The sequence below is a fragment of the Gaetbulibacter sp. NE genome (genome assembly GCF_025548475.1).
Taxonomy (GTDB): Bacteria; Bacteroidota; Bacteroidia; order Flavobacteriales; family Flavobacteriaceae; genus Gaetbulibacter_B; species Gaetbulibacter_B jejuensis.
Genome location: NZ_JAOQHY010000005.1, coordinates 152248 through 175969 on the forward strand (window position 1 = coordinate 152248; position 23722 = coordinate 175969).

The window sequence follows — 23722 nt, forward strand, 5'->3', positions numbered from 1 at the left end:
TTTTTCGATGTAATGAATCAAAAACAAGTTAATCTATTGTATTTGAAATAGATAAGACCAAAACAAAGCTTACAAAACCTTGATAAAAAGTAGTTTTAATCCTTAGTTTTTAAAGAATCTTGATACTTAATAAGTGTTTCAGCAATGTTTTGTGCTCTCGTGTTGCGAGGATTCATTTCAAACGCAATTTTGTAGTTTTTATAGGCTTGCGCACTATCACCTGCACTTAAATATGCTTCACCTAAACTATCATACACATTTGAGCTTTCAGGAAACATAGCCACATTCATTTTTAAAACTTCTATAGCATCGTCGTATTTTTTATCGTTAATTAAGCGATAACCAAGTTGATTAATTTCACCTTCGTTAACCACATCTTTAGTGGAATCTTTTTTCTTTATTGCAAGAAAACCTTCAACCGCTTGCTTGTACTCTTTATCTTTTAAGTGCATGCGTGGAGTTTTGTAGTCATCTGCAACCTTTATAAAATCATAAGTAATTAAATCTTCATTGTCCTTTGAAGTTTCAGATAGATAAAACACCTCGGTTTCTGGATGCTTTACAAACCTCAACTTAGCATACAAATCACTTACAAAAAACTCATTGCTATCCATTACGACAGGCTTTATAACACCTTCACGCCAATTAAAATATATGGTATTGTCTTTATAGAAGACGTCAATAACATCATTATCATGATACAAATAACGTCCTGTAGTTTGCGCTTTAAATTCTGGAGAAAATTTGACGCTTTTAGAACACGCACTTAGAAGAATTACTGTAAGTAAAAGAAATAGTGTATTACGTTTCATAATAGTTGGTTGGATTGGTTATTAGTTGAGACCAGAGCAAAAAAAAAGTCTCATTTATAAATGAGACGATTTTTTTAATGTATTGTTACGTGTTTACTGTAAAAAGTGGCAATCTACTTTACATCCATCAATTCTACATCAAACACTAAAGTAGCGTTTGGAGGTATAACTCCACCTGCTCCTCTACTACCATAACCAAGATCGCTAGGTATTACTAAACGTGCTTTATCACCAACGTTTAATAAGCAAATACCTTCATCCCAACCAGGAATAACTTGTCCTACTCCTACTTGAAAATCTAACGGTTGGTTACGTTTGTATGAAGAATCAAACACAGTACCATCGGCTAACTGACCTTTATAATGTACTGATACCATTTTACCAGCTTCAGCAGCTTTTCCGTTTCCTTTTTGAATGATTTGATATCTTAAACCGCTTTTAGTTTCATCAAAACCAGCAGCTAATTTATCTAGCTCAGCTTTTGCAGCTTCACGTTCAGCAGCTAAACGTTTTTCTCTTGCACCTTCAAATGTTCTAAACGCTTCAACAGCATTAAAGTTTTCAGCGTCAGCACCAACTCTTACAATCTCTAAAGTATTAATTTCGTCACCTTGTGCAATAGCATCTACTACATCTTGTCCTTCTACCACTTTACCAAACACAGTGTGGTTGTTATCTAACCAAGGTGTTTCAACATGAGTGATAAAAAACTGACTTCCGTTTGTTCCTGGTCCTGCGTTTGCCATAGACAATACTCCTGGTCCATCGTGCTTTAAATCTGGGTGAAACTCGTCGTCAAACTGGTATCCAGGATTTCCTGAACCTGTACCTTGTGGGCAACCACCTTGAATCATAAAATCTGGAATCACTCTATGAAATTTTAATCCGTTATAATAAGGTGTTCCTTGTGGTTTTACTGAGTTTTCTAAGTTTCCTTCAGCTAATGCTACAAAATTACCAACTGTTCCTGGTGTTTTTTGATATTCTAGTGCGACTACTATCTCGCCTTTTGAGGTATTAAATTTTGCGTATAAACCGTCTTGCATGCTATTTTATTTTAAATGAGGTGCAAAGATAAAAAAGTATGCGCGAAGTACGAAGCAAGAAGTGAGAAGATTAAAGCAAATGTTAATCTATTCTAAAACAAAGAATTAATTGCTACAGACAAAAAACTAGTAACTAAAAACTAATTAGCCACTTCGCTAATAAATTTAATTCGATAAAGGCGTAATTCTTCATCATCATAATCACCATCAAACTCTTCTATAGCATCAGAAATTTTATCGGTTTCAGACTCCATAAAGTACTCATGGATTTCTTCTTGCTGGTCTTCATCTAAAATTTCATCAATCCAATAATTGATATTCAATTTTGTCCCTGAATACACAATCGCTTCCATTTCCTTTATAAAATCTGGCATATCCATACCTTTTGCTGAAGCAATATCATCTAAAGGTAATTTTCTGTCCACGTTTTGAATGATGTAAAGTTTTATAGCAGAGTTAGTACCAGTACTTTTAACCACCATATCATCTGGTCTAATGATATCGTGTTCTTCAACATAGTTTGAGATTAATTCTATAAAATCCTTTCCGTATTTTTTAGCTTTACCATCTCCAACACCATGCACATTACTCAATTCGTCTAAGGTAATAGGATATTTTAAAGCCATGTCTTCTAACGAAGGGTCTTGAAAAATCACAAAAGGCGGTACTCCAAGTTTTTTTGCGTTGCGTTTTCTTAAATCTTTAAGTAAACCCATTAGCTGTTCATCGGCTACTGCTCCTCCTCCTTTTGAGGCTGTAATAATACTATCATCGGTAGTTTCATCAAATACATGGTCTTCAGTCATCATAAAAGACACAGGAGAATTTATAAAGTCCTTGCCTTCATTTGACAATCTTAAAACACCATAGGTTTCAATATCTTTTTTAAGATAACCAGCCACCAAAACTTGACGTATCAATGCCATCCAATAGCGCTTATCATGATTACTTCCAACACCAAAAAAGTCTTGTGCATCAGTTTTATGCGAAGCAATTAATGCGTTGGATTTTCCTGTAAGTACATGTACCAAATCCTTAGACTTGTACTTCTCGTTAGTTTTTGCAACAGTCTCTAAAAGCACTGCAACGTCTTCTTTGGCTTCGTGCTGCTTTTTAGGATTACGCACATTATCATCCATATCGCCTCCTTCACCAGTTTCGTTGTCAAACTCTTCACCAAAATAATGCAGTATAAATTTTCGTCGAGATACCGAACTTTCTGCAAAAGCAACCACTTCTTGCAATAAGGCTTGTCCAATTTCTTGTTCAGCAACAGGTTTACCTGACATGAATTTTTCGAGTTTCTCAATATCCTTATAAGCATAAAATGCCAAACAATGTCCTTCACCACCATCACGACCAGCTCTACCAGTTTCTTGATAATAACTCTCAATACTTTTTGGCATATCATGGTGAATAACAAAACGCACATCAGGTTTGTCAATTCCCATACCAAAAGCAATAGTAGCTACAACCACATCAGCATCTTCCATTAAAAACATATCCTGATGTTTAACTCTGGTTTTTGGATCTAATCCTGCATGATAAGGTACAGCGTTTATGCCATTAACCTGAAGCACTTGTGCTAATTCTTCAACTCGCTTTCTACTTAAACAATATACAATACCCGATTTTCCTTCGTTTTGCTTTATAAATCGAATAATATCGGCATCGACGCTTTTAGTTTTAGGACGTACTTCGTAAAAAAGATTTGGTCGGTTAAAGGATGCTTTAAAGGTATTGGCTTTGGTGATATCTAAACTCTTTAAGATATCTTCTTGTACCTTAGGTGTAGCAGTTGCTGTTAAACCAATAATAGGTATGTTATCACCAATTCGCTTTATAATGTGTCTTAAATTTCGGTATTCTGGTCTAAAATCGTGTCCCCATTCACTAATACAATGGGCTTCATCAACAGCCATAAATGATATTTGTACAGACCTTAAAAACTCAACATGTTCTTCTTTGGTTAAAGATTCGGGCGCTACATAAAGCAATTTAGTAACTCCATTTACAATATCCTCTTTTACTTTTCTAACTTCTGTTTTATTGAGAGAAGAATTTAAAACATGTGCAATTCCTTCTTCGTTCGACACACCTCTTATGGCATCTACTTGGTTTTTCATTAAGGCAATTAAAGGCGAAACAATAATTGCTGTTCCGTCTTTAATAAGTGCTGGCAACTGATAACACAGTGATTTTCCGCCACCTGTAGGCATAATCACAAAAGTATCGTTGTCTTGAACTATACTTTTTATTACAGGCTCTTGAAGCCCTTTAAATTTTGAAAAACCAAAGTATTGTTTGAGTGCTGAATGTAAGTCAATTTCTTTTATACTCATTAATCCCTATTAGTATTTTATATACATTTGCATAACACTAAAGATAACAATTTCTTTAGACGCATCAAACCCAAAAATTAATAAATTTTGAACATTAAAGATTCTATCCTTAATACTGCAAAAAAAACAATCGCTATTGAGCAAAATGCTATCGCTAATTTAAGTAATTTACTTGACGATGACTTTGCAAATGCAGTTGAACTTATTTATAACTCCAAAGGACGTGTAATTATTACAGGTATTGGTAAAAGTGCCATTATCGCTAATAAAATTGTAGCCACATTAAATTCTACAGGAACTCCTGCAGTTTTTATGCATGCTGCCGATGCTATTCATGGTGATTTAGGTTTAATTCTTGAAGACGATGTAGTAATTTGTATTTCTAAAAGTGGAAACACACCAGAAATTAAGGTGTTGGTACCACTTATTAAGAATGCAAAAAATAAAATGATTGCCATTACTGGTAATAACACCTCATTTTTAGCGCAACAAGCCGATTATATTTTAAATGCTTATGTAGAGCAGGAAGCTTGCCCAAATAACCTAGCACCAACAACTAGTACTACTGCGCAATTGGTTATTGGTGATGCCTTAGCGATTTGTCTACTGGAATTACGAGGCTTCTCAAGTAAAGATTTTGCAAAATACCATCCTGGAGGAGCTCTTGGTAAACGACTGTACTTAAGAGTAAGCGATTTATCTTCGGTTAATCAAAAACCTCAGGTAACACTCAATACTAATGTAAAAGAAGTTATTGTTGAAATTTCTGAAAAAATGCTCGGTGTAACTGCTGTGGTAGAAGACCACAAAATTGTAGGTATTATTACTGATGGTGACTTAAGACGTATGCTTACCAAAACCGATTCGTTTTCTGGATTAACCGCAAAAGATATTATGAGCAGCAATCCAAAACGTATTGATGAAAACGCAATGGCTGTTGATGCTATGGAAGTTATGGAAGAATACGGTATTTCTCAACTTTTAGTAGAACATAAAGGTAAATATGCTGGAGTTGTACATCTACACGACCTCATCAAAGAAGGAATTATCTAATGGCAAAAAAGAACATCAATGAAATGTCATTTCTTGATCATCTTGAAGATTTAAGATGGCATATAATTAGAGCTATAGTAGCAATATTAATTGCTGGTGTGGTGGCTTTTATTTTTAAAGGATTCATTTTTGAAACCATCATTTTTGGTCCTAAACAAATGAGCTTTCCTACCTATAGAATACTTTGTGACATTTCAACCTTTGTAGGTGTTGACACCACGTTTTGTGCTGATGAGTTTCCGTTTATTATTCAAAACAGAACCATGGGCGGACAATTCTCTGCTCACATTTGGACATCTATTTATGCTGGTTTGGTTATTGCATTTCCGTTTGTAATCTATCAATTCTGGAAATTTATAAGTCCTGGACTTCATGAAAACGAACGCAAACATTCTAGAGGGTTTATAATTATTGCCTCCTTACTATTCTTTATTGGTGTCCTTTTTGGATATTATATTGTAACACCTTTATCTATTAACTTTTTAGGAACCTATACAGTAAGTCAGCAAATTTCAAACGAGATAGATATTAGTTCTTACATCTCTTTGGTACGCTCATCCTCTTTGGCGTCTGGTTTTATTTTTGAATTACCTATTCTTATTTATTTCCTAACAAAAATAGGGTTGGTTACACCTGAATTCCTTAAAAAATACCGCAAGTTTGCCTTAGTTATTGTATTAATCCTTTCGGCAATCATAACACCTCCTGATATTACAAGTCAGGTAATTGTGGCTATTCCTATATTAATACTGTACCAAGTAAGTATATACATTTCAAAATTTGTGGTAAGAAAACAAAATAAAAAAGCAAAACATGTCTGATATAATTAAAGAATTTAATGACTATCGTTCTAGGATGAACGATGCCATACTTGCTGACAATAACAAAATCATAAAACGTATTTTTAACCTAGATACCAATGCCTTTTCTGAAGGTGCTTTGGATGTAAAAACCAAAGAGCTTTTGGGCTTGGTAGCCTCTACTGTATTACGTTGTGACGATTGCATCAAATACCATTTACAATCCTGTCACGAAGCTGGTTTAAGCAAAGCTGAAGTAGTTGAAGCTTTAAGCATTTCTACGCTGGTTGGTGGCACTATTGTTATTCCTCATTTGCGAAGAGCCTATGAATTTTGGGATGCTTTAGAAGCACAAAACTAATTAGCGACCAATGTTTAAGCACTTTATCATCACACGTTTTAATTTAAGACTTAAAGAATGGTCTGTAACAAAACATGGTGATGATGTGCTTTCTGAAACTTGGTTAGCTAATCGATTTCAGCTTTTTGAAACCTATTGCTTACCTTCTGTACAACAGCAAACCAATCAAAACTTTGTTTGGTTACTGTGTTTTGACACAAAAACACCTGAAGTTTATAAGCAAAAGATTGAGGCTATTGCTAATACATATAGTAATATTCAGCTGCTCTACATTGATGGTCAAGAACAATTTTCTGAAACTATCTCTAACACTATAAATCAGTCGTTACTTGAAACGGACACACACCTTATCACAACACGTTTAGATAATGATGATGCGATCCATAACACCTTTGTAGATACTATTCAATCACATTTTAAACCTCAAGAACAGTTAACTATCGACTGCACTGAGGGTTATCAACTTATCTTAAAGCAAAATAAAAAACCTACTCTTCGAAAGATGCATTATGTAGGTAATGCTTTTATAAGTTTAATTGAAGCTAAAGCTAATTTTAAAACGGTATTAAGCAGGCGTCATAATTTGTGGAGTGAGGTACCATCTGTTCAAATCAATACTAAACGCCTTTGGATTCAACTGGTGCATCAAGAAAACATTTCAAATACTGAAAAACTACAGTATCCTGAAACCAATACATTTACACGTTCTGATTTTGCAATAGACCCAAAAATTGAGTTAAAATCAAACCTCCAAATACGTTTTGGTAACTTTTGGAGTTTAGTACAACGTGTACTAATCAAATTAAAAATCGTAAGTTTGCCGTCATAGTAAACAGTGTTCAAAATGTTAAGCCTGTGAAATTAAGAGCCGAAAATTTAATGAAGTCCTATAATGGACGTCGCGTGGTAAAAGATGTGTCCCTTGAAGTTAATCAAGGTGAAATCGTAGGTCTTTTAGGACCTAATGGAGCTGGTAAAACCACATCCTTTTATATGATTGTTGGGTTGATAAAACCTAATGGTGGAACTATTTATCTAGAAAACACTGACATCACCAAATACCCAATGTACAAAAGGGCTCAAAACGGAATTGGATATCTAGCACAAGAAGCTTCAGTATTTAGAAAATTGAGTATTGAAGATAATATTTTAAGCGTGTTACAACTCACCAAGCTTAGCAAAAAAGAGCAGCATCTTAAAATGGAATCCTTAATTGAAGAGTTTGGTTTAGGACATATTAGAAAAAACCGAGGCGACTTACTCTCTGGTGGTGAGCGTCGTAGAACCGAAATTGCAAGAGCTTTAGCAACCGACCCAAATTTCATTTTATTAGATGAACCTTTTGCAGGTGTTGACCCTGTTGCGGTTGAGGACATACAACGTATTGTAGCCCAATTAACCAAAAAAAATATTGGCATCCTTATTACCGACCATAACGTACAAGAAACTTTAGCGATTACTGATAGAACCTATTTAATGTTTGAAGGTAGTATTCTTAAAGCTGGTATCCCTGAAGATTTAGCTGCAGACGAAATGGTACGTAAAGTGTATCTAGGGCAAAACTTTGAGCTTCGTAAAAAACGATTGGAGTTTTAATTATTTCCCTTTCTTAAACACTGTCTTTAATAACACATACAAAAGTGTAGTTTGCAATAGTAGGTTGATAAGCACTAGCAATAAAACCTTCCATAAACTTCCCATAGCATAAAACGGGTAGCTTCTATCTATCAAGCTCAATGGCAAACTCGTTATTGTAACAAGATAACCCAAAAGAGTATTTATAAAACTTCCTGCTGGAGCACTACTATTAGATGTTAATAAGTGAAGGACTTGTATAACAACCACTGTTAAAACTATAATTAAAAATAGCTTAACAAAGTACTTAATGTTAATGCGACCCTTCACCTTGTTTCATTTTAGCATGTTGGCTTTCAGCTAATAATTTCTTTTGATAACGACCTTGAACCACATCTACAATAACCAAAACAGCCAATACAAAATAGAAAGTTGTTTTACTCATTGGCACTATTTCGTTTCCAAACAATTTAATGTGTGCCAAATGACCGCCTTCGGTAACTAGCATGATACCAACAATAAATAGGATGAACAATCCAAGCACTTCGTACATTCTGTTTTTTGCCAAAAACGCCGAAATCTTATCCGCTAAAATAAGCATTAGCAATCCGCTTATCACTATAGCAATAGCCATGATAATAAAGGCTGTGGTAGGATTTTCAATATCACTAGTTAAACCAATAGCCGCTAAAATAGAATCAAAAGAAAACACTAAGTTCATTAACACAATACTCACTATGGCAGCATTGGCAGATTTACTACGTTTGGAATTAGCAGCATCAACATCTTGTGTTAAGTCGTGTTTAGAAATCATATGCCATATTTCTTTAATAGCAGTATAAATAATAAACCCACCTCCTATTAAGACAATTAAACTATGACCATTAAATGCAAACTCTGCAACATCTTTAAAGTCTCCTGTTAAAAACGAAAATGGTTCTTGAAAATAATCAATTAGTGACACCAACAAAAACAACAGCACAATACGTAAACCTATAGCTATTAAAATCCCTACTTTTCTTACGCGCTTTCTATCTTGTTCTGGTGCTTTTTTAGACTCTAACGAAATGTATAAAAGGTTATCAAACCCAAGTACAGCTTGCAACATCACAAGCATTAAAAGGGTAAAAATATTTTCAAGCATAGTAAATGAGGTTATTTAGTGAATAGAGAAACTAAAATATATAAAGCTATAATCAGTGGTATTGCTGCAAACTGCAAAGCAATTAACAACACAGCGCTTAAAATAATAAAGACGTAGCGTACACTATTATTTTTAAAACTCCAATCCTTAAATTTTAGCGCAAAGAGTTTTAGGTTACATACAAGCAAGTAGCTACTTACAACTGTCAGCACCAATAAAAACCAAGGATTAAGAATCACAGCGTTTAAAAACGAATGATTTTGAAACTCCATAATCAATGGCAGTGAAACAATCAATAAGGCATTGGCAGGTGTTGGTAAACCTTTAAAATAGGTTTGCTGGTCTTCATCCACATTAAATTTCGCCAAGCGATACCCTGAAGCCAAAGTAATCAACAACCCAAAAAACGCAAAAGGCGACACGCTTAAGTCATACCAATGCATTGCAGAAGTCCAATCTCTTGTAGGCTCATAAAAACCAGAACCGCTCATACTTAAAGCCAATAGTTTAAACATGATAATTCCAGGCACCAATCCGCTAGTTACCATATCAGCCAAAGAGTCTAGCTGAAGTCCTATTTCACTTTGCACATTGAGTTTTCGAGCTAAAAGCCCATCAAAAAAGTCAAAGAAAATTCCTAAGAAAACAAATACTGCAGCAGTTACAAAATTGTTATGCACTGCAAAAATCACAGCAACAGCGCCACAAAATAAATTCAGAAGCGTAACAAGGTTAGGAATGTGTCGTTTCAAAAGTTGTCAATTAGTTTTGTGTAAAAATAGAAAACTATTTTGAAAATACTCAGGCAACTTGCACTTCCTATACAATATCTCCTCTAATTTCTAGTTTAATAGATGAAAAATATTGTGCATATTTGTAAAAATTTTTGCTATTGAAAAAGTACATACTCCTTACGCTTACCTTAGTTTCATTGTTAAGTAACGCGCAAACCACCCGAAAGTACTCTAACGAATTTATGAATATTGGTGTGGATGCTGCTGCATTAGGGATGAGCAATGCAGTAGTGTCGCACACAAGCGATGTCAATTCAGGTTACTGGAATCCTGCTGGTTTAATAGCTCTCGAAGACAACCAATTGGCATTAATGCACTCTAGTTATTTTGCTAATATTGCCAACTACAACTATGCTGCTTTTGCAATGCCTTTAGACGACAGAAGTGCAGTAGGTATCTCGTTAATACGTTTTGGAGTCGATGATATTTTAGACACTACTCAGCTTATTGACGACCAAGGAAACATTAATTACGACAGAGTTAAACTCTTTTCAACTGCCGATTATGGCCTTACCTTTTCCTATGCAAGAGACCTACCTGTTCCTGGACTAAGTTATGGTGTTAATGCTAAAGTTATTAGAAGGATTATTGGTGATTTTGCCTCATCTTGGGGATTTGGTTTAGACTTAGGTGTACAATTTCAATCGGAAAACGACTGGAAGTTTGGGATTATGGCAAGAGATATTACCACAACGTTTAATGCGTGGTCTATAGACGAAGAAAAGTTTGAACAAATAAGTGGTGCGGTTGAAGGACAAAACCAGGAACTCCCTGAGAGTTCAGAAATCACGATCCCTAAGCTACAAATAGGTATGTCTAAGCAATGGATATTTCACTATGACTATTCACTCTTAGCAGCTTTAGACCTTAATGTGCGTTTTGAACAAAACAACGACATCATCTCTACCTCTTTTGCTAGTGTCAATCCTGCGCTTGGTTTTGAGTTTGGGTATACCGACTTGGTGTTTTTACGTTTAGGCGCTGGGAATTTCCAAAACGAATTACAGTTTGATGATTCTGAAGATTTAACCTTCCAACCTAATTTTGGTGTAGGCTTCAAATACAAAGGTATTCAGCTAGATTATGCGTTTACCGACATAGGAGACCAAAGCGCTGCCTTATACTCTAACGTGTTTTCCCTAAAACTCGATTTTAGTATCTTTAGATAAATAATAGCTACTTATGAGATGTCTTTTTAGCCTTATTGTTTTATTATTAGTAATAAACACAGCAAGCGCACAACAGGCACTATCACCTAATGCCGAAATTAGTGTCCTCACAATAGGACCAGGAACGTCTTTAAACGATGCTTTTGGACATAGCGGATTTAGAATCAAAGATAGAACACAAGGTCTAGATGTAGTCTACGGCTACGGACAATACGATTTTGATGCGCCTAATTTCTATTTAAAATTCGCACAAGGAAAACTCAATTACCTTATTAGCAAACATAATTTTGAAGACTTTTACAGAGCCTATGTATATTACAACAGAACCGTAAAAGAACAGGTTTTAAATATCACTACAGAAGAACAACAAGCACTTTTCAATTATTTACAGAACAATTACAAACCTGAAAACAGAGCCTACCTTTACGATTTCTTTTATGACAATTGCGCGACTAGAATAAGAGATGTAGCCAACACTGCTTTAGACCAAAATATTACTTACAACACACCTGAAGATTACCAAGAGCAAACCTTTAGAACGCTCATTCAAAACAACCTCAACAAAAACAGCTGGGGAAGTTTAGGGATTGATATTGCCTTAGGATCTATTATAGATAAAACAGCAACACCTAACGAACAACTTTTTCTTCCTGAAAATATCTATAGGTTTTTTAGTACTGCTACACTACAAAACGGACAACCTCTAGTCAAACAATCTCTGATACTCTATACAAAGAAAGAACAACAAGTTTCATCTAACTTCTTACTTAGCCCTTTGTTTATACTTAGTATTTTAGCATTACTTATTATACTAATTACTTATAAAGATTACAAGAAAAAGAAATGCACCAAGTTGCTAGACGGTATTATCTTTTCTGTTACTGGTTGTATTGGAATAGTACTTTTACTGCTTTGGTTTGCTACCGACCATAGTGCCACAGCAAACAACTATAATCTGTTATGGGCATTTGCCCTTAACGTATTTGTAATACAACAAGTACTAAAACAAACACCTTCTAAATGGTTTTTAAGATACCTCTCTTTTTTAATAATTATGCTCTGCCTATTGGTATTTCATTGGCTAACAGGAGTACAAGTATTCGCCATCACCTTAACACCTTTACTAATCGCCTTAGCGATAAGGTATATATTCTTGTTACGTTACTTTAAAAACAGCACAACAAACTAAACCCACTGCCTACTAAAAACTGCTTACCGCCTACTGAAAACTGCCTACTGCCCTCTATAATACAACACTGCACTCAAGGTCTTCACTAGGATATTAACGTCCATAAAAAAGCTACAATGCTTAATGTAGTAAAGGTCGTATTGCAACTTCGTTAAACTATCATCAACCGAACTTCCATACCTCGACTTTATTTGTGCCCAACCTGTTAGTCCAGGCTTTATCACGTGACGCATTTCATAAAAAGGAATAATCTGAGACAACTCGTTAACAAAATAAGGACGCTCTGGTCGAGGTCCTATCACACTCATTTCACCTTTAAGCACATTAACAAACTGCGGAATTTCATCAATTCTCGAGCGTCTTAAAAAGCGTCCAAACGGAGTCACTCTACTGTCATTTTTTTGAGCCCATTTGGCCTCTCCTGACGATTCTGCATTAACAATCATACTTCTAAGCTTCACAATGTTAAAAACAGCTCCGTTTTTTCCAACACGTTCTTGAACATAAAACAAAGGGCCTCTGTTCGCGATAAGATTCCCTATAAGAATGATAGGCAGCATAGCTACTCCAAAAAGCAATCCTACAGTAGAAAAAATAAGATCAAATGAACGATGAAAAAGTTGATAGAGTTTATTTTGATGACTTCTACTAAACGGGAAGTATTTATAAAAATCCTTACCTACAAATTGAATTGGCACTCTATGGGTAATCTCTTCATAAACTTGAGTGTATTCACGAATGGTAAAACCGCTTTCTAAAAGCATCATAAGACTACCATATATCTCATTAGTAATAGTCTCAGAGTTATAAGCTGCCACTAGAATCTCCGAAATATTCTGCTCATTAATAACTGACAATAACTCGTGAGGCTGAAACTCTTTAAGCCCTCTAAACTTAATAGGTGCTTCGTGCTCTTGTTCACAGTTAATAAACCCAACTATTTTGTAATTAGGATCGGCTTGTTTTAAAGGTTTAATAATGCTTTCAATATTTGAAATCTCGCCTACCAGCAGTACTTTTTTATAAAACCTAGGCTTAGTAATAAACGTCACATATACCACACGCCACAAAAACACCATAACAATAATTGACGAATAGAAGTATACTATTTCAATACGTTTATCAGGTAAAAAAGGTGTAAAGAAAGGGGTTAACATGTATATCAATACAACTGTTGAGGCGGTAAGCACTACATTCCTAAACGTAACATCTAGGGTACTGGACTTTTGTAAATCATAAATTTCAAAAACAGTCCCTAAAATAGTAAGATAAAAGGCTAAAACCACTAAAGCGACTCCATGTTCTTGGTGAAGTGTAAGGTAATTAAAATCAAAAAACTGCTCAAGAAGATACAGTCCTAAAAACACCATTACAATATCCAGTATACGCAGCAACACCTTTCGTTCGGAAATCTCAAAATGGATGTCAGTCTTGAGTTTACTCATCTAAGCCTCTGATTTGGGTATAAATATAACAAGAAGTTTAACATATCAAATAATGAAGCAAGTTTTTTGGTTACAATACATCTTTCCATAGTTGTTTAACACGATTCCAGTCAAAAGACTCGGCAACTGCTCTAGCATTAGCTATCATGTGTTCGCGTTCAGTAGCGTGTTCAAACAGATAAAGGATAGCCTCTACCATAGCTTCTACCGATTCAGGAGCTACAAGCAACCCTTCTTGTTGATGTTGTATTAAATAAGGCATTCCACCCACATTAGTAGACACTATAGGCAAACCTAAAGCCATAGCCTCAATCACACTTACAGGCGTGTTGTCAAAATTAGTGGTGTTAATAAAACAATTGTAGTCTTGAGACAGTTGGGTCCATGCCGCTTTACTCAACTTTCCAGTAAAGGTCACTTCAATCCCTAAGATAGAAGCCAAGGCTTTTACATTGGCTAAGGTACCATCACTATCAGGTCCCACCATACAAAGGGATGCTTTATAACCTTTATCCAACAGTGTTTTTAAGACCTTAACTGCTAGTTCTGGGTTATAAAGCACCGAAAATGAACGTACCCATAACAGTCGTATTGTAGTATAGTCTTTGGTTTGAAATGGATACTTCTCAATTTCTATTGTATTTGGAATATAAAATACGTTGTCATAGCCATAAGACGCAAAAGCCTGCTTTAAGTATAATGAAGGAGAAACGTTTACTTTGGAGTATTTAAAAATCATACGACACATAATAGGGTGCTTATGCAAACGAGCAGGCAAATTTCCACCATTTAAGCTAGGGATATAATCCACCCTAAAAACGCGACACAATTGGCTAATAACAAGTGCAAAATAAAAATTATGTGTACTATAGGTATCAATAACTACAGTATCCACACGATGTTGAAGCCTAAAAAAGGCAAACACCATATCTAGCAACCTTAACACTTTATTGCTCTTGCTCGATGCATAATGCATGCTATACCCTTCGCGCTGCAGTAAGGCGCCTAGGTTTTGAATGGAAGACACATTACTACGGTTATTTTGTAAGTTGTTGCCTATGTACAGAACGTGTTTCATGAGTAACGTGTAATAAACTTAATCCATAAATAAATGAAGGGGCAGCAATACGCAACCCTGAATGGTTAATGGTCGCAAACCAAAAACATAAAAAGGCATAAAAAAATATATTCTTTTTATTTCTACCTCTATAAGCCAAGGGAGTAATAATTAGGATGAGTAAAATAATCACCCCAAAAAAACCATGTTCAGACAATAAACGGCCTACTTCATTATGTGAGGGTAAATGCTGACCTGTAGTTTCCACTCGTATATTTTTAACTCTACTGGCACCTATACCTAAAAACGGACTTTCTAGAAAACCTTCTATTTCTTCCATAAACAAAGCAACCCTACCAGTGGTAATATCTCCTTTCTCCCTTCCTAAAGAATCTTCATTTGCATAACGTTTATCGATTAAACCCATAGTTTGATTAGAGCTAATAACCCAAGTAACCGAAACAGCAATGATTAATAAAATAAAAGAGCCTATAATTTGGTTTTTTTGCCGCAAAGAAGACTTAAAAAACAAACTCCATAAAAAAGCACCAACCACAATAACAGCTGCAAAAATACCTCCTCGGCTAAAAGTTACAATAGCTCTAAAGGTCATTCCACCTAAAATAGTAAGATTAAGTAATTTTAAAGCAAGATTTGGAGACTTTAAAAACAAACGCACAACCATAATAAACATCCCAAGGCCTAAAATAGTAGAAACCTGATTAGGCCCAAATCCACCTGAAGCTGCAGAATTTGATGCAGTCCCTGATAAGGTATCCTTAATACTTGGGTTATATAAAAACAAATAAACGGTGGTAGTAATCAATGGTAACACCATGTACAAGAGTACGTTATGAATTTGCTGATAGCTTACCTTCCTATCGTAACAAAATAAGGCTGCTGCTCCTAGACACACTGGTCCACTTAACACAAAAGCTATATTGGTTCTAAAATTGGCATCTAGTGTCAAAGTTACAGATGCAACAACTATGGAGGGAACCAAAAGTATAAGATATATAAAATAAGGATACCCTTTTCCGGACAAGCCCTTATAAAACATACCCATAATCACAAAGACAATAACTAGGTACTTGGATGCCTCATAAGCCAATCCGCTTTTAGTCATCCTAAATAAAACTTCAGCACCTACAAAATAAGCCGAAGCATATAACACAGCTTGTACTTTCTCTGCTTTGGAAACTAACACGATACGCAAAGCAAAGTAAGCTAATACCAGTATAAAGTATAACTTCGCTATTGGTTCAAATAAAAAAATAGCCAATCCTAAGGCTACATGGAAAAGCAATAATGATATTTGATTGGTGTCCTTAGTCAAAGTATAAATTATAAAAGCTTAAATATAATCAAATCCTCTAGTTATATAACATCATTCATAAGCCTATTGGCATAATGCTCAAAAGTAAACAAATGCACTGTATCCTTACTAGCATCAAGTAATGATGTATAATTTGCTTCATCAAGATTAATAAATTGTGTGATGCAATCCACTACAACATCTGTTTCTACAGGTGAAATTAGAAATCCATTTTTAGCATGAATATAATGCCCTATAGCTGAAATATTAGACACTAAAGGAATACAACCAAAGTTCATAGCCTCAGCAATAACTTTGGGAAATCCTTCCGAAGCCGTGGTTGGCATAATAAACCCGTGACACTGCTTATAAATAGTAAACACCTTGGTTCTTGGCAAAAAACCATGAAACACTACCGTGACACCTATCTCCTTAGAAATAGCTTCAAACTGTGACCGTTCAGGGCCATCGCCTACCAAATGCAAAGTTCCTATTTTAGCCTTTTCATCAGCTGAAAGTGCCTTAAACGCATCCAAAATACGACCAACGCCTTTTTCTGACTCTAAACGTCCTACATAACAAAAATTCCATACGGTTGGCCATTCACGAGAGGCACTATAGGTAGCACCTAGCGCAACCTCCGCTTCTGTTAAACAAGGATTTTCAAAAGTCAAACAATGCTTAGGTTGTCCTTCCCAACGCCCATTAATAGTAACGCTTCGCGATTGGTGCTTAAGCATCCAGCGTTGTAAACGATAGCCTAAAGGTGGATGTTTTTGATTCCAATTGCCTGCATACTTGTACCAGCCTTTGGCCTTGTTAAAAAATGTAAGATATGGAATTAAATATACGCCTATTCCTGTGGGTGTTCGCAATTGAAACACAGTAGCCTCTCGTAATACTTTAGCAACGCTACGTATAACTTTTGGAGCGTATACAATACTTTTTAGCTTACTTCCTATCCCACGACCTCCTAATGCTGGTATGGAAACAAATGTAATGCGTTCAGAGGTATAAGGTAAAGCACTAGGAGGCGCTTTACCGTCATGCAACATCGCCACATGAATAATGGTATCAAAATGTGCTACCAAGTGGTTAATCTCACTAACGGTAGGTCCCCACCCCACAAGTGTACCATCGTCAGTCTTATAATGTTCGGTATGGGATATTATTACTAAAGTCACTTCTCAAATAATGCTATATAACGGTTTACAATTACAGCCCAATCATGTTTCAAAGCCCAAGATCGTGCATGTTCTTTGTAACGTACATTTTGGGTAATCAAATCCTCAATACTTGTTTTAAAAGCAGCTAAATCATCATAGGCAATCAATCGCCCAGATTTAAAGTCTTCAATAGCATCTTCAATCCCACAACCTAAAGCCCCTATTGCTGGCAATCCCATGGCATTAGCTTCTAATATCGCAATTCCAAAACCTTCTACATCACCTGTTGAAGTCGGACTACTTAACATCACAAAAATATCACTTTCATTTAAAAAAGAACGTAGCTCCATATCTGAAACCCGTCCATGAAAACTAACATGCTCCAGTACGCCTAACAAAGACGCTTCTGCCTCAAACGCATCACGTTGAGTAGGCAATCCCACACAGTGATAATGCAATTCTGGATAAGCTTTTATAAGCTCTGGTAATTGTCGTATAACATTCAACTGCCCTTTACGTTCGGTAACATTCCCTACGGTAATCAGTTTTGGATAGCCTTTTAAATCCTTTGGCAAAATAGCTTGAGCCTCAAATTGACGAACAGGTATCCCGTTGGGTATGACAACTACGGCATCATGATGATCTTGCACAAGAGATTTGGTAAAATGGGAGACTGCAACAAGGGTTGTAAAGCGCTGAAGCGAAACCCTTATAGAACGGTTTAACAACGACTGGGTAAAATTCACTTCACTACCATGCAGCACTGCCATATACTGACGCTTATAAAACAAACTCGCAAAAGCGACAACCCACAAAGGAAACTTCCCTGAAGCAATAACAATCTCATTGGAAGGCAAATACTTAAAAAGTAAAAACAAACGCTTAAAGTACATCAGCACTCTTAACCGACGCTTTACAATTCTATGAATCTTAAAACACAAAGTGTTATCAAATACAGCTTCTTCAACTCCAGAATCAGAACGCTCATCGGCAATAACCGTAACAGTATGCGACGCCTCTTGTAAATGGTGTGCCAATTGATAGGCATGAGTACCAATACCTCCTGGTTGTGGAGGAAACTCTGAAGTCAATATTAGGATACGTTTACGCTGCAATAAATGGTTTATTTATAATACCTTAAGTTATAATTTACTCTAACAATCCTACAAAGACACACCATCAAACACCTCACTTCCACCTTCTATCGTCTCACTTATACCTAATGCCTCATGCCTTTTTTAAACTTTCAACCAAACACCAAAAACTAAACACTACACACCAAACAACCACACTTCGCACTTCTATCTTCAGTCACCCAACCTCTCAATCCTAGCGCCTGTTTTCAATTTCTCACTAGACAATCGCCAAGACTTAAACACCTGATACAACACCAAAGGAATAAGAAACAAAGAAACAAAAACCCCTATAATCTGCAAGCCTTTATGGGTTTTAAATTGATAAGGCATTATGGATAGTGGTATGGTACGCCACAAAGCGCGTTTAGCGGCAGCATTACCATAATAGCCTCTAAACAGATACAACACACTAGGGATGGGTCTTGGTGATAGCCAATGTTTGGTTCTAAAAGCATCCCAACTCCCCATAGTTCTTAGACCACCAGAGTTAACTTTTAAATGCAAACGCTTCGCATAAGGATTAGACACATTTAAAAATCCGTGTAAATAAGCACGCAATCCATACTCCCCATCACCCATACGTTGTTGTTCAAACTGTCTATCAAATAAGCCTAATGTTTTAAAAACAGACTTTTTAATAAGTACGTTTCCTGTATCTAATTGGTCACTCACTCTAAAAAAAGCATAATGCTCTGGTACTTTCGCGCCAACTTTAGAAATGGACACCCCAGAAGACAAAGAGGCCTTAAAAAAATCAATACACTTCAAGTGATTTCGAATCCAGTCACTTGAAACACGACTATCGTCATCAAATAACAGTAAATAGTCTCCTGTACTTCTACGTATGGCTGTATTTCTTGCCAACCACAAGGCCTGCTCTTCTTGGTACACAACATCTAAATCTAAGTCATAGCCCTCATAAAACGCTGCTTGAAACGGTGTGGATTGATCAACCACCAAAACTTCAAAATGGGTATAATCTTGCTGTTCCAAGTCACGCAACACATCTTTTAGGTAGGCATAGCGGTTTAACGTAGGAATTATAACACTCACTTTAGGTGCACTGGCCACAAGTGTAGATTCAAAAGTATCCCATTCCGGATACTTAAAAGGCGTATTCAAATAAGCACTTCGTTGAACCCCTCTAGTCTTAAAATAAGCGCTAAGTTCCCGTAGCGGAGACTTAAAACTAAGTAAGCGATACAGCAACACATACAACACCCAAAATGGACTAAAATATTTTCTTATAAAAACATAATTATCCACAACAGGTAAAGATGCAATCTGTACTATAGTAGCTGTGTCTCCTATATAGCCTTTATGTAAGGCTTGCCACGACAAATCGTAGTCTCGAGCCAAAGCACTAGTGTAATGCCCATCAGGCTCCAACTGTGCTTGCAGCGCTTCGGGTAACGCTTTAAAAACAGGAAATACACTTTCACCATTACGTTTAAGTAATGAAAAATAATGTGTAGGCTGCAAATACTTTAAAAACTCAAAAAGCATACTACCAGTCTTTTGAAGTTTCATAGTCCAATTCTTGCAAAGCTTGTCCTGCCAACAATTTAAAAGCTGACTTTTTCAAAAATCCCCATCTTACCCATTTGCGAGTAAAGGTATAATTCGATTTATTAGTATCAGGAGTCCAATTAGGTTTACCTTTCTTAGTATCATACCCAAAAGAACTACCTACTACTGGAGCATGTAAACAATCGGTAACAATTTGAGGTGTATGGTCTAACTCATAAAAATCCAACAAAGACCTAACACCAGCTTCTGAGTTATTTAAAAGTTCATACTTAAACTTCTTAACATTCAAATCGTCTTGGTAATTCATAAATACGTTTGCTGTAGACTTCCAGTGTTTAGTATGGTTGATAAACAATCGTCCCGAATAAAAATTAAAACGTTTTTTTAATCGGGTAGAAACTGAATGCCATTGACGGTAATCATTAGAGGCTTTAATAGATGAAATAACATTATCTCTTCCATCCCTACATATTAAAGCAATCTTTGAATTTGGAAATGCTTGTCGCCACAAATCTAAATTATGAATCACATAAGATTTTAAAAATATAGTCTTCCCTTCCGGCACTTCGTACTTATCAATTAAAAACTGCAACCAAAGCTCCCCATAGAGTCTTAAAAATTCAGCAGAGTCTGCAGCTGTGATTCCCATCCCAAAACTCATCTCCGAAACCGACTTAAAATTACAATCAAGAATATCTCTATCCCTAAATAAGTTAAACTCTCCTAAAGATGCATCTTTGGGTAAGGTAACCACATCTGGGTGTTGAGCCAATGTAGTACCTACAAAGTTAGTTCCACTGCGCACTCGTTGTCCTAATAAAATAATAACCCTATTCATAAAATGCTAAAAATGCTTGGTGTTGGTCTTTAAGGTCAAACCTTGTGGTTACCCGTTCAATAGCAGCTTGCCTTATACGATGCTGTTCAGCTTCAGGCAAATGTATAACTTCTAGGAGTCTTTTAGCTAAAGCTGAAGCATTTCTTTTCTCAACAACCCATCCTGTTTGCTCATCAATTACATTCTCTGGTAAAGCACCTCCATCTGATACAACACACAAACAACCGCGCACTTGCGCCTCTAAAACAGCATTACAAAAACCTTCCGAATAGCTATACTGTATATAAATGGAACTGTGCTCAAGCACACGCATAGCGGCATCATGCGCTAATCTACCACAAAAAACAACTTCATCGGTCAAACCAAGTTGGTGAACAGCAAACTTCAAACTTGCTAATTCCGGTCCTTCACCAATAATTCGGTAGTGAAACTGGAGTCCGTCTTGCTTCAACAATGCCAATGCTTCTAAGGTATCACTTAATCCTTTAATCCAATGTAATCGGGCGATGCTTGTTATTTGAACAGGTGAGCTTATAAGACCTCTTGAGGGTTCCAACTCAGGCACCAATACCGCTGGAGGTATAATAGCACTAGGGGTAGTAAGTGGCAATCCTGTCGCATAAGCGCGTTGCAACATATAATTAGAAATAGCATGTACCTTATCTGTATGTACCCATAATAAACGGTAAGCGTTAGGATATTTTAGCGGATACACATCCAAATCATACCCTCTGCAACTCACAGCCATTTTTGCACCAATAGCCTTTGCAACATGCTCGCTCTCAAGAGCCATGGTGGCAAAACCAAAATGCAACCAGTCTAAAGTGGAGCGTAACAAATGGGCATGAATATAAATATGTTTTAAAATCCGCCCAAAACCAATTCCTGCAGCACGCTCTAAACGCATATAGCGAAAAACACGTAAACGGTAAGGTAACAAACTAAAAAAAACACCAATAAAAGAAAGTAAAAGGCGTAGTTTAGACCGATAAACCTTTGGTGCTTCTATTACCTTACAACTTGCATAACCACTTCTATTCTGCTGTACAAAAAGAGTAACTGTATAACCACTATCCTGCAACCCCTTAATCTTACTATTAAAAAAGGTTTCCGAATAACTCGGCGGCTGGGATAAAACAATTCCTATCTGTTTCAATGCAATGCTTCTATTTGGTTGACAAGATACTCAGAAAATCGTTTCCCCGACAAAATATCAAGATGATGCCCATCGGTATAACCATATACATGGCGTTCTGGCATAGCATTAATATAAGGAACCTTATAGGTCTCCGAAAGCCTTGTAATTACACGATCAAAATCAGGCATATATTCAGTTTCAATACGCAGCATACCATCTGCTACAGGCAAACGCACAAGATAAACATGCCCATAAGACTGCAAGGTCATGATCAGGCGCTCTAAATAGGCTAGTCGCTGTTCTGAAACATCTTGATAAGTTTTAACTAATGCTGTATAACTATCCAACGTACTATGCTCACGTTTTACAATAGCACTCTGCTGCTCATCCGTAAAGCTAACTTCCACCCAACCATCATCATGCACAAATACTTCTGCTGGGTCTTGCTTAAAAAAACGACGCTCTAAAATGGTGATATAACGGTCCTGAAACCCATAAAACAAATATGAAAAATTAGGACAACTGGCAACTGACCCTACAGTTCCCAAAAAGGACTGTGATTCATCAACAATACTATGTGCAATAGTATAATCGCTAATGGTCCATGGTGTAACTTCTAAAATAAACACTCCATTAGTCGATGTAGTATCAAGCTTACGCAACACACTATCATAGTAAGGCTCTCCATAAGGGGTATGAACTCTCGAAAAAGCATAATTATAAACACCAACGTCCATGTGCAAATTAATCACCTCAGGGTGTATCCCTTGGGCTGCTCTTGAAGTTCCAATGATAAGAGAACGTTGCTTAGGGCTTGTAAATTTTTTATAGAAGGCATCAGTAGTACCATCGGCTAAATAAAACACAACTAAAACACTGGAAGTTAGCACACAAATAAAAAAGATAGATTTCATAAGAAATTGCTTCATTTTTTTTGTGAATTAATCCAATTTGCAATTTTAGCACTTACATCTGGTACATAATATTTATTAAGATGGTTCCCATCGTTATATTTATAGAACTCATTCATAAAACTCATATCATAATACCCATCACTTAATTTTATTACATTATCTATAGTTGATTGAAAATTACTATCATATTTTTCTTCAACTTTAAACAACATGGGGTGAACTGGTAACCTTACAATATAAACACTTCCTTTAGACTTCAAATACTCAACAGTTTTAAACAACCAATTAAGTCTAATATTTGAAACCTTCAATTCAGATGATAACTCAGTATAATTAAAAACCTTTTCATTTAGTCTTTTATTCATAGAAACACTATCCCACTTTAAATTTACTTGTAACCAACCTCGATTATCCAAGTAAGTTTTAGATTTTTTTTTGTTATAAAGTATATCAATATTCTTTTGATTAAAATAAAACAACAGGTATTCTAAATTTGGATATTGGTTTACAAAGTGTATTTTGTTTAAAAACCTATCTTCTTCTTGAAAATACTCATTATTATTAATATTAACTGATATTGACCATGGGTCAACAGTAACTATAAATATACCTTCATCGGAATCTTCATTAATTTTTTTCTTAATACTTTCAAAATAGACTTCTCCATAGGGGCTATGTCCTAATGTAAATGAATAGTTATAAATATCATTTCTATTTAAAAACGCATTTAACACCTGTGGATCAACACCTTGCGCTGACCTTGACGTTCCTATAATTAAGCTTGTTTGCTTTTTTGAAACCAATCTATTATAAAATGGATCTGTAAAACCATCAGCTTGCATATAAAAAACATATACACTGACAAAAATCATCAAAGCAAATACCAAGAACTTTATCA

At 35.8% G+C, this 23722-nt stretch carries 22 protein-coding genes; 7 read left to right on the forward strand and 15 right to left on the reverse strand.

Annotated features, from left to right (window positions below; all coding sequences use genetic code 11):
• Nucleotides 1–95: 95 nt before the first annotated feature.
• The 3 genes from OD803_RS08335 to OD803_RS08345 form a co-directional block, all read right to left on the reverse strand.
• Nucleotides 96–812, reverse strand: coding sequence for a tetratricopeptide repeat protein (locus OD803_RS08335; RefSeq protein WP_262733090.1), 717 nt, complete (start codon nt 810–812; stop codon nt 96–98).
• 113 nt (nt 813–925) lie between these two features.
• Nucleotides 926–1858, reverse strand: coding sequence for a peptidylprolyl isomerase (locus tag OD803_RS08340; protein WP_129761244.1), 933 nt, complete (start codon nt 1856–1858; stop codon nt 926–928).
• 140 nt (nt 1859–1998) lie between these two features.
• On the reverse strand, nt 1999–4200 hold the full coding sequence (locus OD803_RS08345; protein WP_262733091.1) for an ATP-dependent DNA helicase RecQ: 2202 nt from the start codon (nt 4198–4200) through the stop codon (nt 1999–2001).
• An 87-nt stretch (nt 4201–4287) separates the two neighbouring features.
• Here OD803_RS08345 and OD803_RS08350 point away from each other — a divergent pair, with 87 nt between their 5' ends.
• From OD803_RS08350 to lptB, 5 genes are read left to right on the forward strand one after another with little or no spacing between them, the layout of a single operon-like run.
• Nucleotides 4288–5253, forward strand: coding sequence for a KpsF/GutQ family sugar-phosphate isomerase (locus OD803_RS08350; RefSeq protein WP_262733092.1), 966 nt, complete (start codon nt 4288–4290; stop codon nt 5251–5253).
• Nucleotides 5253–6074: a twin-arginine translocase subunit TatC gene (gene tatC, locus OD803_RS08355; RefSeq protein WP_129761241.1), complete on the forward strand. Its 822-nt coding sequence runs from the start codon at nt 5253–5255 to the stop codon at nt 6072–6074. Before OD803_RS08350 ends, tatC begins: the two co-directional genes overlap by 1 nt.
• A complete protein-coding gene (locus OD803_RS08360; RefSeq protein WP_129761240.1) occupies nt 6067–6414 on the forward strand; it encodes a carboxymuconolactone decarboxylase family protein in 348 nt (115 codons plus the stop codon). Before tatC ends, OD803_RS08360 begins: the two co-directional genes overlap by 8 nt.
• A 10-nt stretch (nt 6415–6424) precedes the next feature.
• Complete coding sequence (locus OD803_RS08365; protein ID WP_262733093.1) at nt 6425–7243, forward strand: putative rhamnosyl transferase; 819 nt, start codon at nt 6425–6427, stop codon at nt 7241–7243.
• 26 nt (nt 7244–7269) lie between these two features.
• The gene (lptB, locus tag OD803_RS08370; RefSeq protein ID WP_129761238.1) at nt 7270–8010 is read left to right on the forward strand and encodes an LPS export ABC transporter ATP-binding protein; all 741 of its coding nucleotides are present in this window, start codon (nt 7270–7272) and stop codon (nt 8008–8010) included.
• A 292-nt stretch (nt 8011–8302) separates the two neighbouring features.
• On the opposite strand, the gene OD803_RS08375 is transcribed toward lptB, so the two are convergent.
• Nucleotides 8303–9133 carry a TerC family protein gene (locus tag OD803_RS08375; RefSeq protein WP_131508302.1) on the reverse strand — a complete coding sequence of 277 codons (831 nt, stop codon included), beginning with the start codon at nt 9131–9133 and terminating at the stop codon, nt 8303–8305.
• An 11-nt stretch (nt 9134–9144) separates the two neighbouring features.
• A complete protein-coding gene (locus OD803_RS08380) occupies nt 9145–9885 on the reverse strand; it encodes a CDP-alcohol phosphatidyltransferase family protein (RefSeq protein WP_262733094.1) in 741 nt (246 codons plus the stop codon).
• 140 nt (nt 9886–10025) lie between these two features.
• Between OD803_RS08380 and OD803_RS08385 the strand changes: the two genes are divergently transcribed.
• Both OD803_RS08385 and OD803_RS08390 read left to right on the forward strand, forming a co-directional pair.
• Nucleotides 10026–11096, forward strand: a complete 1071-nt coding sequence (locus tag OD803_RS08385) for a PorV/PorQ family protein (RefSeq protein WP_165353710.1) — start codon at nt 10026–10028, stop codon at nt 11094–11096.
• Nucleotides 11097–11109: 13 nt separating this feature from the next.
• Nucleotides 11110–12285, forward strand: coding sequence for a DUF4105 domain-containing protein (locus OD803_RS08390; RefSeq protein ID WP_262733095.1), 1176 nt, complete (start codon nt 11110–11112; stop codon nt 12283–12285).
• Between the two features lie 44 nt (nt 12286–12329).
• On the opposite strand, the gene OD803_RS08395 is transcribed toward OD803_RS08390, so the two are convergent.
• The 10 genes from OD803_RS08395 to OD803_RS08440 all read right to left on the reverse strand — a co-directional run bounded on the left by OD803_RS08395 (nt 12330) and on the right by OD803_RS08440 (nt 23699).
• The gene (locus tag OD803_RS08395) at nt 12330–13730 is read right to left on the reverse strand and encodes a sugar transferase (protein WP_262733096.1); all 1401 of its coding nucleotides are present in this window, start codon (nt 13728–13730) and stop codon (nt 12330–12332) included.
• A 70-nt stretch (nt 13731–13800) separates the two neighbouring features.
• Complete coding sequence (locus OD803_RS08400; protein ID WP_262733097.1) at nt 13801–14808, reverse strand: glycosyltransferase family 4 protein; 1008 nt, start codon at nt 14806–14808, stop codon at nt 13801–13803.
• The gene (locus OD803_RS08405; protein ID WP_262733098.1) at nt 14768–16123 is read right to left on the reverse strand and encodes an O-antigen ligase family protein; all 1356 of its coding nucleotides are present in this window, start codon (nt 16121–16123) and stop codon (nt 14768–14770) included. Before OD803_RS08405 ends, OD803_RS08400 begins: the two co-directional genes overlap by 41 nt.
• A 41-nt stretch (nt 16124–16164) precedes the next feature.
• On the reverse strand, nt 16165–17286 hold the full coding sequence (locus OD803_RS14645) for a glycosyltransferase (RefSeq protein WP_262733099.1): 1122 nt from the start codon (nt 17284–17286) through the stop codon (nt 16165–16167).
• Nucleotides 17283–18359, reverse strand: a complete 1077-nt coding sequence (locus tag OD803_RS08415; protein WP_262733100.1) for a glycosyltransferase family 4 protein — start codon at nt 18357–18359, stop codon at nt 17283–17285. Before OD803_RS08415 ends, OD803_RS14645 begins: the two co-directional genes overlap by 4 nt.
• 216 nt (nt 18360–18575) lie before the next feature.
• Nucleotides 18576–19934 (reverse strand): glycosyltransferase family 2 protein, encoded by a 1359-nt coding sequence (locus OD803_RS08420; RefSeq protein WP_262733101.1) that lies wholly within the window; start codon nt 19932–19934, stop codon nt 18576–18578.
• Nucleotides 19912–20772 (reverse strand): sulfotransferase, encoded by an 861-nt coding sequence (locus OD803_RS08425; protein WP_262733102.1) that lies wholly within the window; start codon nt 20770–20772, stop codon nt 19912–19914. Before OD803_RS08425 ends, OD803_RS08420 begins: the two co-directional genes overlap by 23 nt.
• Complete coding sequence (locus OD803_RS08430) at nt 20765–21679, reverse strand: glycosyltransferase family 4 protein (RefSeq protein WP_262733103.1); 915 nt, start codon at nt 21677–21679, stop codon at nt 20765–20767. The genes OD803_RS08425 and OD803_RS08430 overlap by 8 nt, the downstream gene beginning before the upstream one ends.
• A 245-nt stretch (nt 21680–21924) precedes the next feature.
• Entirely contained in the window at nt 21925–22800 is an 876-nt protein-coding gene (locus tag OD803_RS08435; protein ID WP_262733104.1) for a hypothetical protein, read from the reverse strand.
• Between the two features lie 35 nt (nt 22801–22835).
• Nucleotides 22836–23699: a hypothetical protein gene (locus tag OD803_RS08440; protein WP_262733105.1), complete on the reverse strand. Its 864-nt coding sequence runs from the start codon at nt 23697–23699 to the stop codon at nt 22836–22838.
• Nucleotides 23700–23722: the final 23 nt, after the last annotated feature.

Coding starts and splice junctions, on each gene's coding strand:
- OD803_RS08395 (WP_262733096.1), bottom strand. CDS start 13,730: ATGAGTAAACTCAAGACTGACATCCATTTTGAGATTTCCGAACGAAAG.
- OD803_RS08430 (WP_262733103.1), bottom strand. CDS start 21,679: ATGCGTTTAGAGCGTGCTGCAGGAATTGGTTTTGGGCGGATTTTAAAA.
- OD803_RS08360 (WP_129761240.1), top strand. CDS start 6,067: ATGTCTGATATAATTAAAGAATTTAATGACTATCGTTCTAGGATGAAC.
- OD803_RS08375 (WP_131508302.1), bottom strand. CDS start 9,133: ATGCTTGAAAATATTTTTACCCTTTTAATGCTTGTGATGTTGCAAGCT.
- OD803_RS08345 (WP_262733091.1), bottom strand. CDS start 4,200: ATGAGTATAAAAGAAATTGACTTACATTCAGCACTCAAACAATACTTT.
- tatC (WP_129761241.1), top strand. CDS start 5,253: ATGGCAAAAAAGAACATCAATGAAATGTCATTTCTTGATCATCTTGAA.
- OD803_RS08365 (WP_262733093.1), top strand. CDS start 6,425: ATGTTTAAGCACTTTATCATCACACGTTTTAATTTAAGACTTAAAGAA.
- OD803_RS08335 (WP_262733090.1), bottom strand. CDS start 812: ATGAAACGTAATACACTATTTCTTTTACTTACAGTAATTCTTCTAAGT.
- OD803_RS08400 (WP_262733097.1), bottom strand. CDS start 14,808: ATGAAACACGTTCTGTACATAGGCAACAACTTACAAAATAACCGTAGT.
- OD803_RS08420 (WP_262733101.1), bottom strand. CDS start 19,934: ATGAAACTTCAAAAGACTGGTAGTATGCTTTTTGAGTTTTTAAAGTAT.
- OD803_RS08390 (WP_262733095.1), top strand. CDS start 11,110: ATGAGATGTCTTTTTAGCCTTATTGTTTTATTATTAGTAATAAACACA.
- OD803_RS08340 (WP_129761244.1), bottom strand. CDS start 1,858: ATGCAAGACGGTTTATACGCAAAATTTAATACCTCAAAAGGCGAGATA.
- OD803_RS08425 (WP_262733102.1), bottom strand. CDS start 20,772: ATGAATAGGGTTATTATTTTATTAGGACAACGAGTGCGCAGTGGAACT.